Origin of the sequence: Mesobacillus sp. S13 (assembly GCF_020422885.1) — a bacterium.
Taxonomy (GTDB): domain Bacteria; phylum Bacillota; class Bacilli; order Bacillales; family Cytobacillaceae; genus Mesobacillus; species Mesobacillus selenatarsenatis_A.
The window spans coordinates 1,811,528-1,826,738 of sequence record NZ_CP084622.1 but is presented as its reverse complement, the minus strand read 5'-3'; the positions used below and the strand labels follow the sequence as shown (position 1 = coordinate 1,826,738).

The following is a 15,211-nucleotide window of genomic DNA, read 5'->3' as shown; positions in this document are numbered from 1 at the left end:
CCTCACATTAATCGATGTCTTCATCTTCAAATTCGTCATCTGCAGTCAACAGCGGCTCATTGTCACGAGGATAAATCCCGGACTCCCTAGCCTCAGTCTCTGCTTTGATGTCAATCTTCCAGCCAGTCAACTTTGCAGCAAGTCGAGCATTTTGTCCGCGCTTACCGATTGCAAGCGACAGCTGATAATCGGGAACAACAACGGTAGTCGCCTTTTCTTCTTCGTTGACAATGACATCCAATACCTTCGACGGGCTTAATGCATTGGCAACAAATACGACTGGGTCTTCAGACCATTTCACGATATCGATTTTTTCACCCTTGAGCTCATTGACGACAGCCTGGACACGAGTTCCACGTGGGCCGACACATGAACCAACCGGATCTACTTCCGGATTGTCTGAGTGAACAGAAATCTTCGAACGGTCTCCTGCTTCACGCGCAACTGATTTAATTTCAACAGTTCCATCATAGATTTCAGGAACTTCAATCTCAAATAGTCTCTTTAACAGTCCCGGATGGGTTCTGGAAACGAAGATTTGTGGACCTTTAGTGGTTTTTTCAACCTTGGTGATGAATACTTTGATGCGGTCGTGAGGCTTGTAGTGCTCGTTCGGCATCTGTTCATTTGCTGGCAGGATCGCCTCAATTTTACCCAGGCTTACATAAATGAACTTAGGATCCTGGCGCTGAACGATACCTGTCATGATATCTTCTTCACGATCGATGAACTCAGAATAGATGATTCCTCTTTCTGCTTCGCGGACACGCTGTGTCACTACCTGCTTGGCAGTCTGGGCGGCAATCCTTCCGAAATCTTTAGGAGTTACTTCAAGTTCAACGACATCTTCAACCACGTAGTTCGGATTGATCTTTTGTGCATCTTCTAATGAGATTTCCAGACGTGGATCGAATACTTCGTCAACAACTTCTTTCCTTGCAAAAACACGCATTGAACCATTTCCTAAATTCAAATCGATTCGTACGTTTTGTGCCTGGTTAAAGTTACGGCGATAGGCAGAAATTAACGCTGCTTCGATGGCATCAATCAAGATGTCCCTGGAAATTCCTTTTTCTTTTTCAAGAATCGTAAGAGCATCCAACAATTCGCTGCTCATGAGATTTAAATCCCCCTTTTTTACTACCCTACTTTGTAAGGCTCTTTTCGAAACTCTGCCCTTAGCCCGCCAGTTCACACCTGAAACGTTTTCATCTTCCTGTGAGGGATGCATACGTTTTAGCATATAGAACTTTTGCTAGAAAACGAAAGGTTCGAATTGATCCTTAAATTATTTAACTGCAGATATTTTCTGGACAGATTATGAAAAAGTAACTGCAAGCCTCGCGCTGGCAACCTTATCAAATGGGATGACAACTTTCTTCTTGCGAGTTTTGATTTTCATTTCAACAGTGACGGTTTCGCCGTTGAATTCGGTCAAGATTCCTTCGAAACCCTTTTCCCCATCAATTGGTTCATAGGTTTTGATGAAGACATTCTTGCCGATTGCTTTCTGATAATCCTTCTCCTTTTTCAGCGGGCGTTCTGCACCTGGTGAGGAGACTTCCAAAAAGTAGTTATGCGGGATTGGGTCAATGGCATCGAGCTTTTCGCTAAGGCGCTCACTGACGATGCCGCATTCTTCGATATCAATTCCGCTGTCCTTATCAATGTATACGCGCAGGAACCAGTTCTTTCCTTCTTTGACATATTCGATGTCTACCAATTCTAGTTCGTTTTCATTTAAGATGGGAGTTACTAGCTCTTCCACAACTTCGGTAATCTTGCTCATAAAATCCCTCCTTTGACACAACCTCATTACTTAATCACTATTTGGTTTTTATCCCCGTAAAAGTGCCTAACAAACAAGAAAGAGCGGGTTGCCCCACTCTCATCTGCCAGAGATATCCTTAGTATTTCCAATAAAAATATAACATAACCAGATATTTATTGCAAACAAACGGCAGTTATGGCGTGCCTAACCAGTAGTTTATTCACAAACCCCATTAGAATAATGACAACTGGTTCTGATCCGGCATGCCCTCCAGGCAGCCATGATTGTCGAGGTATTCCAGAATTGTCTTGGAAATTTTGCCTCGCTGCTGAAGATCTTCTTTGGAAAGGAATTCTCCTTCTTCCCGTGCTTTGACGATATTAATCGCCGCGTTCGTCCCGAGTCCAGGGATCGCATTGAATGGCGGGATCAGTTTATTGCCTTCGATAATGAACTCTGACGCACTAGATTTGTACAAATCTACTTTAGCGAACCCGAATCCTCGCTCACACATTTCAAGCGCAAGTTCCATAACGGTCATCAAGTTTTTCTCTTTTGTCGACGCCTCAAGACCCTTAGCATTGATTTCTTCAATCACTGCCCGGATGCTCTCGGAACCACGAACCATTGCATCGACATCAAAGTCATCTGCCCTGACCGTGAAGTATGCTGCATAATACATAAGCGGATGGTGCACTTTGAAATACGCGATTCTCACGGCCATCAACACATATGCAGCCGCGTGGGCTTTAGGGAACATGTACTTGATTTTTTTGCAAGAATCGATATACCATTCTGGCACTTTATTCTTGCGCATTTCCTCTTCCATTTCATCTGACAGCCCTTTACCCTTACGGACAGATTCCATAATCTTAAACGCGAATGCCGGCTCTAATCCCTGATAAATCAGGTAGACCATGATATCATCACGACAGCCAATTACTTCGCTGAGGTTACAGATATTATTATGGATCAATTCTTGAGCATTGCCGAGCCAAACGTCCGTACCGTGGGACAGACCTGAGATCTGTACGAGCTCAGAGAAGGTCGTCGGCTTTGTGTCCTCAAGCATCTGACGAACAAAGCGCGTACCGAACTCGGGGATTCCCAACGATCCCGTCTTCGACATGATTTGTTGTTCAGTCACTCCGAGCGATTCTGTTCCACTGAAAATCTTCATCACTTCAGGGTCATCAGTCGGAATCGTCTTAGGGTCAATCCCGCTTAAGTCCTGAAGCATCCTTATAACAGTCGGGTCATCGTGCCCGAGAATATCCAGCTTCAACAAGTTATCGTGAATCGAATGGAAATCAAAGTGAGTTGTTTTCCATTCTGACGTGCTGCTGTCTGCTGGGAACTGAATTGGAGAAAAATCAAAAATGTCCATGTAATCCGGAACAACGATGATTCCGCCTGGGTGCTGTCCAGTCGTCCGTTTTACACCGGTACAGCCAGATGCCAAACGGTCGATTTCCGCTCCACGCAACTGGAGGTTATTGTCGCCCTGGTAGCCTTTTACATACCCATAGGCCGTTTTATCCGCAACCGTACCAATTGTACCTGCACGATAAACATAATCCTCACCGAACAAAACTTTTGTGTAGTTATGGGCACGTGGCTGGTATTCACCCGAGAAGTTCAAGTCGATATCGGGTACTTTGTCCCCTTTGAAACCAAGGAAGGTTTCAAACGGTATGTCGTGGCCGTCTTTCTTGTATTTAATTCCGCAATCCGGGCAATCCTTATCCGGAAGGTCAAACCCCGAACCGACTGACCCATCATTGAAAAACTCTGATTTTTTACACTTAGGGCATACATAATGCGGCGGCAGCGGATTAACCTCGGTGATCTCCGTCATCGTCGCTACGAAGGAAGATCCTACCGAACCACGTGAACCTACCAAATAGCCATCATCCAGTGACTTTTTAACAAGTTTATGAGAAATCAAATAGATAACGGCAAATCCGTTGTCAATGATACTCTTCAATTCTTTTTCTAGACGGGCCTCAACGATTTCAGGAAGGTCGTCCCCGTAGATGCTGCGCGCCATTCCATAGCTCATGCTGCGCATTTCTTCATCTGCGCCCTCGATTTTCGGCGTGTAAAGATCGTCTTTGATCGGCTTGATGACATCGATCATGTCAGCGATCTTGTTTGTATTTTCAACAACAATCTCTTTCGCCTTTGCCTCTCCTAAAAACTTAAAGGCATCTAGCATCTCATTTGTTGTCCTGAAGTGCACATCAGGAAGCTGATGGCGATTTAGCGGGTTAGCTCCACCCTGGGAATTAATCAGGATTTTTCGATAGATTTTATCATTTTCATTCAAGTAATGAACATTCCCGGTCGCCACAACTGGCAAGTCCAACTTCTCCCCAAGCTTGACGATATTGTTAATGATATCTTCAAGTGCCTTCTGGTCGCGCACTAATTCAAGCTCGAGCAGATGGGCATAAACAGCTTTCGGATGGACTTCCAGATAGTCATAAAACTGTGCTGCTTCTTCGACCTCTTCTGGCCCTTTTTGCATCATGCCTTCAAAAACTTCACCCTTGTCGCATGCGGAACCAATAAGGATCCCTTCACGATGCTTGTTCAGAAGGGATCGCGGAATTCTCGGGACTCTGTAAAAGTAATCAATATGGGAAGTCGAAACAAGCTTGAAGATGTTTTTCATTCCGGCTTCATTTTTAGCCAGCAAAGTAGCATGATATGGGCGCGCTCTTTGGAATGCTTTTCCCTGACCCATATTGTCATTAAGCTGATCGTGATATTCCAGTCCTTTTTCGGCAGCATCCTTGAGCATTTTCAGTAATAAATAGCCGGTAGCTTCAGCATCATAGATTGCGCGGTGATGCTGAGTCAACTCAATATCGAATTTCTTCGCCAAGGTATTCAATCTATGGTTTTTCATGTCAGGATACAGAAAGCGGCCAAGCTCCAAGGTATCGATTACCGGATTTGGCGATTTACCTATTCCGATCTTTTTATAGCCGACGTTCAGGAAGCCCATATCGAATGAAGCGTTATGGGCAACCAGGACACTGTCACCTGTCCATTCATGGAACTTTTGCAGTACTTCACTTACTTCCGGTGCATTTCGGACCATATCATCGGTTATACCGGTAAGATTGATGGTCGTCGCCGACAAGCGGTGATGCGGATTTGCGAAAGACTCGAACCGGTCGATGATTTCACCGTCGCGGATTTTGACAGCCGCCAATTCAATGATTGTATCGTATACTGCAGACAATCCTGTTGTTTCGACGTCGAATACGACATATGTGTCGTCTGCCAGAACTCGGTGCGCGTCATTGTAAGCAATCGGTACCCCGTCATCAACAAGGTTAATTTCCACACCGTAAAGGATTTTGATATCATTTTTCTTTCCTGCCCCAAATGCTTCAGGATAGGATTGCACAACTGCATGGTCTGTAATTGCCACAGCTTTGTGGCCCCACTTTGCAGCCTGGCCAACGAGTGCGCTGACAGACGATACCGCGTCCATCTGGCTCATTGGTGTATGAAGGTGAAGCTCGACTCTTTTTTCGCCTTCTGGCGCAGAATCAATTCTTCCTTTAGGTTTGATTTCATTCACGTCATTACCAATCATGACAAGGTCGCGGACAAAGGTGTCATTCTGGATGCTTCCTCTTACCTTTAGCCACATCCCTTTTGTAATACGCTGGTAAATAGCCGCGTCTTCTTTATCACGAGAGAACATCTTTACCATGATGGAGCTCGTATAGTCCGTAATCTTGAAGGTCAAAAGCGTCCTGCCACTGCGAAGCTCTTTCGTTTCGGCAAAGAATACAAAGCCCTCAACTGCTACACGGCGCTCTTCATCAACGATGTCTTCAAGCTTGCGGAAGTCAGCATCATCCTTGATTGTTAGCCCTATATTAACAGGGCCATCCTGCGGCACTCCATCGCCCTTGGCTTGTTCTGCTTCCTTCTTCTGCATCTCGATCATCGCCATCAAGCCGCGTTCCTGGTCTTCCTTCTCTTTCGCCTTCATGAATTTCTCATATTCGTCTGAAGAACTTTCTTCACTTACGACCGCATCAATCGTCAGTAAAGGAAAACCGAAACTCTGATAAATCTCAGCAATAATGCTGCCGTACTTACGCTTAAGAGCAAGTACTTCAGTTTCATTTCTAGCTGTTAAAATGAGTTTTGTTCCCTGGACTTGGGGAACTTGCTCGTTCAGGAGCTTTAACAATGGAGGGGCAATGCCGTCTATTTCTTTAATGCACGACTTCCAGTAATCAAGGATTTCCTTGTCACTTATTGCCTGTTCAAGCACTCTTACCGAGTATGATATTTTCGCAATATGCGAGAAAGTCTGTTCCAGCTTGCCAATGAATGTGTTATACAGCTGACAAGGAATGATTTTTTCAAACTGGAAAAAGAAATGCCATTTCCTTGCTTGTTTCTCGATCACTACCCTATCAATTTCAGCATTTTGAAAATGAGTGACAATTGCATCTTCTGTTAGCTGCATCTGCTGCAGCAGGAGCTGAAACCTTTCTTTTTTCCCTGAAGAAAGATCACCCATGGTTATTTCTCTCCCATCTGAAAAGCTTAAATTCTATCTATCAGGCGATTATGCCCGTTTAAAAACAACACTAGTTGGATGTAATCATGTTTAATAGCAAAGGTTATTATAACATAAATTGCTGGTATCGTTACCTGTGTTTGATATTACCATTTCGATATATATATATATTGTTATCCCCTAGCAAATAAAAAAGCGGACCCTTAAAAAGGATCCGCCATCTGATTATAGTTCTTGCAAAATATTTTTCAAGACTCCTGCCAGGTCGTCTTTTTGCACTTCCTGCATTTCGCCATTTTTACGGATTTTCACTTCGACGATTCCTTCGCCAGCTTTCTTACCGACTGTAACCCTTACTGGTAATCCAATCAAGTCTGAATCAGCGAATTTCACTCCAGGTCTTTCCTGGCGATCATCAAGCAGCACTTCCATTCCTGCGTCCTGCAGATTTGAGTATAGTTCTTGTGCTAATTCCGCCTGGGCGCTGTCCTTCATGTTCACTGCAATAAGATGGACATGAAACGGTGAGATATTGGTTGGCCATACGAGGCCGTTTTCGTCATTGAATTGTTCTGCGACTGCAGCCATTGTACGGGAAACACCAATTCCGTAGCAACCCATGATCATTGGCTTTGTTCTTCCATTCTCGTCAAGGATCTCAGCATTCATTGCTTCACTGTATCTTGTGCCAAGCTTAAATACATGCCCGACTTCAATCCCCTTCGCGAAGACAATTGTTCCCTGTCCATCTGGTGAAGGGTCTCCCTCTTTGATGAAGCGCAGGTCGGTAAAGGCTGCAACCTTGAAATCACGTTCAGGATTAACATTTGTATAATGATAATCTTCTTCATTTGCTCCGCAGACACCATTTACAACCGCCTGTACGGCATTGTCGGCGATTACCTCGACACCGTCGACCCCGACCGGTCCCAAGGAGCCCACTGAGCAGCCAAGAACCTCTTTTGTTGTCGCTGTATCAGCAAGCTCTACTACAGAAGCCTCATAATAATTTTTTAATTTAATGTCATTCACATCATGGTCACCACGGACTAAAACAAGAACATAGCGATCATCTATTTTGAAAAGAAGAGACTTGATGCAATCTTTTCCTTCAACATTTAGGAAGGAAGATACTTCATCGATTGTTTTTTTGTTTTCAGTCTGTACTTTTTCAAGTTCCTTAGCAGGTTCACTGCTCTTTTCATAAACAGCCGTTACTGGTGCCATTTCGATATTCGCTGCATATTCAGATGTATCAGAATAGGCAATTGTATCTTCTCCGATATCAGAAAGGACCATGAACTCATGAGTATCCTTTCCTCCCATTGCTCCTGAATCGGCAATAACAGCACGGAAGTTCAAGCCACAGCGCTTAAAGACATTGGAATATGCCTGGAAAATACGCTCGTAAACCTCATCAAGGCTCTCTTGTGTTGCATGGAAGGAATAGGCATCCTTCATGATGAATTCACGGCCGCGAAGAAGACCGAATCTTGGACGTTTTTCGTCACGGAATTTAGTCTGGATTTGATAAAGAGTCAGCGGAAGACGCTTATAAGATTTCACTTCGTCTCGCACGAGGCTTGTGATCACCTCTTCATGAGTCGCACCAAGCGCAAACTCACGATCATGTCTGTCTTTAAGCCTCATAAGTTCCGGTCCATAGGAATACCAGCGGCCAGATTCCTGCCATAGTTCCGCTTGCTGCAACGCCGGCATGAATAGCTCAGATGCACCTGCGTTATTCATTTCTTCTCTGATGATGGCTTCTACTTTTTGCAGGACCTTGCGCCCTAAAGGCATGTATGTATAAACACCGCTCGCGTTTTGGCGGATGAATCCAGCCCTGAGCAAAAGCTGATGGCTTTTGACTTCTGCATCTGATGGTACTTCTCTTAAAGTAGGAATAAGCGACATACTTTGCTTCATTGATTAACACCTCATTAGGATAAGTTCATGTTTTTAAAAATTTTCCTGCCCGGTCATGACCGGGCAGGAAGCTATAAGTTACAGGAAGAATCTTTGAATATCATTCCATGTAACCACCAGCATCAGCAGCATTAACAGCGCGAAGCCGATGAAGTGGACCATGCCTTCTTTTTGCTTATCGATTGGCTTGCCTCTCAGCGCTTCCACTGCAAAGAAGGTCAGCCTGCCGCCATCCAATGCGGGGAATGGCAGCAGGTTCATGATTCCAAGGTTGATACTCAGGATTGCCGCCCATTTCATTAGATAGAAAATGCCGGATTTAGCGACCGTATCAGTTGAGACATAAATCCCCACAGGTCCCGACAAAGCATCGATCGAGAATTGGCCGGTCAGTAATTTTCCTAGCATGCTGAAAATTTCTTTTGTCCAAAAGTACGTTTCCTTCACGCCATAGGATATTGATTTCAACGGGGACTTTTCTACCGGACTGTAGACGCCGATCAATCCGATTTTTTCGCCTTCAACATCCTGTACTGCAGGTGTAACAGGCAATTCGATATTCTGCCCTTCACGAGCGATCGAGAAATCAAGTTCATTCCCAGGATTCTTACGGATAATTTCAACCACATCCTGCCAGCTTGAAACCTCTGATCCTTCAATGCTGTTAATGACGTCACCCTCTTGCAGACCCGCCTTGAGAGCACTGCCATCCGGAGTCAGCTTTCCTAGGATAGGTTCGTTAGACGGGATTCCCTGAAAGATGGCTAGGATGATGAAAATAACCATTGCAAGGATAAAGTTCATCATCGGACCGGCAAAGATAGCCATCGTTCTCTTTCCAAGTGATTTTGAACCGAACTGTCTGTCAAATGGAGCAATTTGAGTTTCTACTCCATTTTCGACAAGAACCGCTGTTTTACTGATTGGAAAAGATGTCAACTGGCTATCATCTTCCCCTTCTTCATATCCCTTAAGATAGAGCTCGCGTTCGATATCGGCTTTTTCTACTTCGATAACTCTCGCGTCTGGATACTTTTCCTTATTATTCAGAATGATTTTTTCAACTTCTTCACTGTCATTAAAAAGCATCCCTACTCTATGCCCAGGCTTGATCTCAATCATTTCCGGATCTTCGCCAGCCATTCTGACAAACCCTCCGATAGGCAGGAGGCGGATGGTATAAGTCGTTTCATTTTTCTTAAACGAAAAGACCTTTGGACCAAACCCAATTGCAAATTCACGGCAGAGGATTCCTGCACGTTTGGCGAAAATCAAGTGCCCTAGTTCATGGAAAAACACAAGGGCGCCAAAAATGACGATAAAGGCAATAACTGTATTCAAATTTTCTAACCACCTTTTAATAGGATAAGAATCCACTATCGAGACTTAAATTATAGTAGTGACTTTACATACCTTCTTGTCTCTTTGTCAACCTCTTGAATCGTTTCAAGGTCGGGTCCTTCTATGATGTTATGGTTTTCCATTGCTTTCTCGATCAAGTCTTCAATTTGGAGGAAAGTGATTCTGTCGTCCAAAAAGGCGGCGACTGCTGCTTCATTAGCGGCATTCATGACAGCAGGCATTGTGCCGCCCGCCCGGCCAGCATCATATGCAAACTTCAGGCAACGGAAACGGTCAAAGTTCATTTCCGAAAAGTGGAGCTGGCCTATTTCTGCCAGGTTCAATCTTTTCCCTGACACTAACGGAAGCCTGTCTGGATATGTAAGCGCATATTGAATGGGCACCTTCATATCTGGAGTTCCTAGCTGAGCCATAATACTTGTGTCATGGAATTCGACCATCGAATGAATGATGCTTTCTCGATGGAGGAGGACTGATATATTATCATATGGAAGCGAGAATAGCCAATGAGCTTCAATGACTTCCAGACCTTTATTCATCATTGTAGCGGAATCAATCGTGATTTTTGCTCCCATCGACCAGTTTGGATGGTTCAATGCATCTGCTTTCGTCACGCCTTGCAATTCTTCTCTCTTCCGGTCTCTGAAGCTTCCGCCTGATGCCGTAAGAATCAATCTTTCAAGATTTTTTTCCTTCTCCCCTTGCAAAGCCTGAAAAATCGCAGAATGCTCGCTGTCAACAGGGAGGACGGACACATTATGGCGTTTTGCCTCTGCCATAACGATATGGCCTGCGGTTACAAGCGTTTCTTTATTTGCAATCGCAATCGTTTTTCCTGATTTGATCGCCTCCAGGGTTGGCCGTAAACCAACACTTCCTAATACTGCATTAACAAGAATATCCGCCTTATGAAAAACGGCTGTTTCTTCAAGCCCTTCATGTCCATATACAATCTTCATCTGTGGAAATTCTGACTTTAACTCATCAGCATCTTCTTTCTCTTGAACTGAAACAAGTTCTGGCAAGAATTCGGATATGATTTTCCTGGTAAGTTCCATGTTCCTGCCAGAAGACATCGATACAAGCTTGAACTCTTCAGGATGCTCCCTTAATACATCGAGAGTTTGGATCCCAATCGACCCTGTTGCTCCCAACAAGCTGATTCTTTTCACAAATTTCACTCCTAATATCTCCAACGGGAAACGGTGCACCCGGTATGATCGAAATTCAATGGTTATTGTCTTTGTTCACATCAAGACATTATAACAAATGGAACAGGTGGATCAACGGCCAAACAAACAGCAAGCTGTCAAAGCGATCAAGCATGCCTCCGTGGCCCGGTAGAATATTGCCTGAATCCTTCACATTGTAATGTCGCTTCAATGCAGACTCAACAAGATCACCAATTTGGCCGAACACGGATAAAAATGCTGTCGCTACCAGCAGGATGACTGTCGGTGTCTTCATTTCTCCAAACACGCTGAACAGGGCAGCAACGACGAGTGCAGAGACTACACCGCCAAAAAAACCTTCTGTTGTCTTATTAGGGCTGATTTCAGGCCAAAGCTTATGTTTGCCAATTGCCCGTCCGATAAAATAGGCTCCCGAATCGGTTGCCCATATAATGAATAGTGAGTAAAACACATAGATCAGACTTTCTTCTCTTGTTTCAATGAAGAAATAAAAACCGAGTCCAACATAAAGTGTTGACAGAATTGAAAAGCCAACATCTTCAAAAGTGAAGCGATTTTTTGTTATGACAGTATACGTCAAAAATAAAAGCACTCCAAGGAAGAAAAGCTCTAGTTTTGTATAATTTATCCCATTTAGAAGATTGCTGTATTGTTCAGGAATAAGGAAAATCCATAATAGCAACAATGAAAGAATTCCCGGAACGGAAAAAAGCTTTATATGCTTCATTTTCAATGCTTCATATAATGCTACGGAAGCGATTAGATACACCATTGCAATGAATGGGAAACCTCCGAAAATAACGATTGGAAGAAAAACAGCTGCTGCTATGACTGCTGTAATGATTCTTTGCTTCATCTAATTATTCACACCTTTTTTATACTCCTCCAAAACGCCGCTGCCGGCCCTGGAATGCTTCAATTGCTTCGACAAAATGTTCTTCATTAAAGTCCGGCCATAATACGTCAGTAAACCAGAACTCCGTGTATGCAAGCTGCCAAAGCATAAAATTGCTTAAGCGGATTTCTCCACTAGTCCGGATCAACAAGTCAGGGTCATTCAAATCTTTTGTCATCAAATAGGATGAAAAGACTTCTTCAGTTAACTCGCTTTCCGACATCTTACCATTTTTCACATCATCCATGACCCTTTTGACACCATCAATGATTTCTGCGCGGCTTCCATAGTTAAGGGCAAAGTTCAATACAAGACCCGTATTTTCCTTCGTGTCTTCCATTGCTTTCCCGACAGCCCTTTTGGTATGCTCCGGAAGCATATCCATATATCCTATCATTTCGACACGGACATTTTCTTCAATTAATTCAGGAAGGAAGGTGCCAAGGAATTCTTCGGGCAGCTTCATTAAGAAATCGACTTCCATTTTTGGCCTTTTCCAGTTTTCTGTAGAAAAAGCATAAACAGTTAGCGTTTTGACACCAAGCTCATTAGCTAGCTTGGTTATCTTTCGGACAACCTTCATGCCTTCATGATGGCCAGCAACCCGGGGCATAGCACGCTTTTTAGCCCAGCGTCCGTTACCATCCATAATAATGGCAACATGAGAAGGAACTTCGTGATCTTTGATTTGAAGTACGCGATCTCGGAAACTGGCAGGATTTTGATCCTTCTTCCACGGATTCATTTTATTTAACATTGTGACAGCTCCCCCAAAAGATTATCTTTAGCTCCAATGAGTCATTCACCCCGACTGGCTGTAACCAGGGATCGGTTTGGCGCTGAAGCTGGACTGTTCATTAAAAGCGATAGAGTAATCCTTTTCTTCTCTCTTTCAATTCCATATGCCACTATCATACCAAAAAAGAAAAAAGATATCTCTATAAACGGATGGTCTCACATGAATATTCTATAATTCCAGCTTGCCCCTGAACAGAAAGAGCCTTATATACAGAATATGTGGTTGTGATGAAAAACAGAATAATCCAGCCAATATTATTATATTCTATCATTCATGGTGTTTTCGTAAACTTATTGTTTTTATTCTTTTACTTCACCAGTATATGTATAGAGAAAAAACCCCCTGGAAAACAGAGGGTTTTCGATGTTGCGGCAAAAGCTGTGATTACACTTCCATAATTTCTTTTTCTTTGTCTTTTGTGATTTGATCGATTTTAGCGATATGATCATCTGTTAGCTTTTGGATATCATCTGAATATCCACGTAGGTCATCTTCTGTGATTTCCCCGTTCTTTTCAAGCTTTTTCAGATCTTCGTTTCCATCGCGGCGGATATTGCGGATAGCGATTTTTGCTTCTTCCGCTTCCTTTTTAACCTGCTTTGCAAGTTCCTTGCGTCGCTCCTCAGTCAGCTGCGGAATAGCGATTCTGATGATTGATCCATCATTTGCAGGATTCAGTCCTAGATCCGACTTCAGGATTGCTTTTTCGATTTCACCGAGGATTGATTTATCGTACGGCTGGATGACCAAAAGACGAGCTTCAGGAACTGAGATACCAGCAAGTTGATTGACAGGAGTTGGCGCTCCATAATAGTCGACCTGGATTCTGTCTAATAGAGATGCGCTAGCCCTCCCTGCACGGATGCTCGCAAGTTCACGAGTGTAAGCTTGAATCGCTTTTGACATTCTTTCTTTAGCGTTAGCAATGGCTTGTTTTGGCATTAGTTTTTCCCCCTCACTGTTGTTCCGATTGTTTCGCCCATAACGGCTCTTTTAATATTACCTTTTTCCATGATTGAGAATACAATCAACGGGATATCATTGTCCATACACAAGGATGAAGCTGTTGAATCCATGACAGCGAGACCTTCCTTGAGCACGTCCAGGTATGAAAGTTCTTCATATTTAGTTGCGTTCTTGTCAACTCGCGGATCAGCTGAGTACACGCCATCAACGTTATTCTTGGCCATAAGGATCACATCTGCTTCGATCTCAGCAGCGCGCAAGGCAGCAGTAGTGTCCGTTGAGAAGTACGGATTTCCTGTTCCAGCTGCAAAAATGACTACGCGCTTTTTCTCCAGGTGCCTGATTGCCCTTCTTCTTATGTATGGCTCTGCTACCTGTCGCATTTCGATGGAAGTTTGAACCCTTGTCTCGATTCCCGCCTGCTCAAGGCTATCCTGCAATGACAGGGAATTCATGACGGTAGCGAGCATGCCCATATAGTCTGCCGTCGCTCTGTCCATTCCCATTTCCTCACCGATTTTGCCTCTCCAGATGTTTCCTCCGCCTACTACAACAGCAACTTCAACATCCAGTTCAGCAATCTCCTTCACCTGGTCTGCAACATTTTTGATTACCGACGGATTGATGCCAAATCCTTGTTCTCCGGCTAATGCTTCTCCACTTAACTTTAAAACAACTCTTTTGTATTTAGGGCTCGTCATAGGGTACCTCCATATGTAATTTCAGGCTTACTCCAGCTTCAAATGCTGACAGTATAGCCTACTTAAAGCTATGTCCAAAAACAGGGAACACTGGAGTGTTCCCTGCAATTACATAGGCTAGTAAAAATTATTTCTTGTTTACTTGGTTCATTACTTCTTCAGCAAAGTTATCTTCACGCTTTTCGATGCCTTCGCCTACTTCGTAACGAGTGAACTCGCGAAGTGTTCCGCCTTTTGATTCAACAAACTGGCGTACCTTCTGGTCAGGATTCTTAACGAATGCCTGGTCAAGTACACAAACATCTTCGAAATACTTGCTTAGGCGGCCTTCAACCATTTTAGCAACGATATTTTCTGGCTTTCCTTCATTAAGGGCTTGCTGTGTAAGGATTTCACGCTCATGCTCAACTTCTTCTTGAGATACTTCGTCACGAGAAACATATTTAGGGTTCAATGCAGCGATGTGCATGGAAACGTCTTTTGCAGCTGCTTCGTCTGTAGTTCCTTCAAGAACAGTAAGAACGCCAATGCGGCCGCCCATGTGAAGGTAAGCACCGAATGCATCGCTGTCAGTCTTAGTTTTTACTTCAAAGCGGCGAAGGGAAAGCTTCTCACCGATTTTTGCGATTGCATTGTTGATGCGAGTTTCAACAGTTTCGCCATTTTCCATTGTTTGAGCGTTAGCTTCTTCAACAGATGCAGGCTTGTTCTTAAGAAGGTGCTCAGCGATTTCCTTAACAAGAACCTGGAAGCCTTCATTCTTTGCTACGAAGTCCGTTTCAGAGTTCACTTCAAGGATTACAGCTTCATTTCCTTCTGTAAGGATGTAAGTTGTACCTTCTGCAGCAATACGGTCAGCTTTTTTCGCTGCTTTAGCGATTCCTTTTTCACGAAGGAAATCGATTGCTTGCTCCATGTCACCATTTGTTTCCTGAAGTGCCTTTTTGCAATCCATCATACCTGCGCCAGTTTTTTCGCGCAATTCTTTAACCATTTGTGCAGTAATTGCCATAATGAAATTCCTCCTAAAATCTCGG

General features: G+C 43.7%; 11 protein-coding genes. All 11 read right to left on the bottom strand.

Going from position 1 to position 15,211, the window contains the following annotated elements; genetic code table 11:
• Window positions 1-7 precede the first annotated feature (7 nt).
• The gene (gene nusA, locus LGO15_RS09135) at window positions 8-1,117 is read right to left on the bottom strand and encodes a transcription termination factor NusA (protein WP_167831713.1); all 1,110 of its coding nucleotides are present in this window, start codon (window positions 1,115-1,117) and stop codon (window positions 8-10) included.
• Between the two features lie 201 nt (window positions 1,118-1,318).
• Window positions 1,319-1,789 (bottom strand): ribosome maturation factor RimP, encoded by a 471-nt coding sequence (gene rimP / locus LGO15_RS09130; RefSeq protein ID WP_226087376.1) that lies wholly within the window; start codon window positions 1,787-1,789, stop codon window positions 1,319-1,321.
• Between the two features lie 214 nt (window positions 1,790-2,003).
• On the bottom strand, window positions 2,004-6,329 hold the full coding sequence (locus tag LGO15_RS09125) for a PolC-type DNA polymerase III (RefSeq protein ID WP_226087375.1): 4,326 nt from the start codon (window positions 6,327-6,329) through the stop codon (window positions 2,004-2,006).
• A gap of 225 nt (window positions 6,330-6,554) precedes the next feature.
• A complete protein-coding gene (locus LGO15_RS09120; protein WP_226087374.1) occupies window positions 6,555-8,258 on the bottom strand; it encodes a proline--tRNA ligase in 1,704 nt (567 codons plus the stop codon).
• Between the two features lie 78 nt (window positions 8,259-8,336).
• Window positions 8,337-9,599, bottom strand: coding sequence for an RIP metalloprotease RseP (gene rseP, locus LGO15_RS09115; RefSeq protein ID WP_226087373.1), 1,263 nt, complete (start codon window positions 9,597-9,599; stop codon window positions 8,337-8,339).
• Window positions 9,600-9,649: 50 nt separating this feature from the next.
• On the bottom strand, window positions 9,650-10,792 hold the full coding sequence (gene dxr / locus LGO15_RS09110; RefSeq protein ID WP_226087372.1) for a 1-deoxy-D-xylulose-5-phosphate reductoisomerase: 1,143 nt from the start codon (window positions 10,790-10,792) through the stop codon (window positions 9,650-9,652).
• Window positions 10,793-10,880: 88 nt separating this feature from the next.
• The gene (locus LGO15_RS09105) at window positions 10,881-11,669 is read right to left on the bottom strand and encodes a phosphatidate cytidylyltransferase (RefSeq protein ID WP_167831719.1); all 789 of its coding nucleotides are present in this window, start codon (window positions 11,667-11,669) and stop codon (window positions 10,881-10,883) included.
• Window positions 11,670-11,688: 19 nt separating this feature from the next.
• On the bottom strand, window positions 11,689-12,465 hold the full coding sequence (locus tag LGO15_RS09100) for an undecaprenyl pyrophosphate synthase (RefSeq protein ID WP_167831720.1): 777 nt from the start codon (window positions 12,463-12,465) through the stop codon (window positions 11,689-11,691).
• A gap of 426 nt (window positions 12,466-12,891) precedes the next feature.
• A complete protein-coding gene (gene frr / locus LGO15_RS09095) occupies window positions 12,892-13,449 on the bottom strand; it encodes a ribosome recycling factor (RefSeq protein ID WP_167831721.1) in 558 nt (185 codons plus the stop codon).
• Entirely contained in the window at window positions 13,449-14,174 is a 726-nt protein-coding gene (gene pyrH, locus LGO15_RS09090) for a UMP kinase (protein WP_167831722.1), read from the bottom strand. The genes frr and pyrH overlap by 1 nt, the downstream gene beginning before the upstream one ends.
• Before the next feature lie 127 nt (window positions 14,175-14,301).
• Window positions 14,302-15,186, bottom strand: coding sequence for a translation elongation factor Ts (gene tsf, locus LGO15_RS09085; protein ID WP_167831723.1), 885 nt, complete (start codon window positions 15,184-15,186; stop codon window positions 14,302-14,304).
• Window positions 15,187-15,211: the final 25 nt, after the last annotated feature.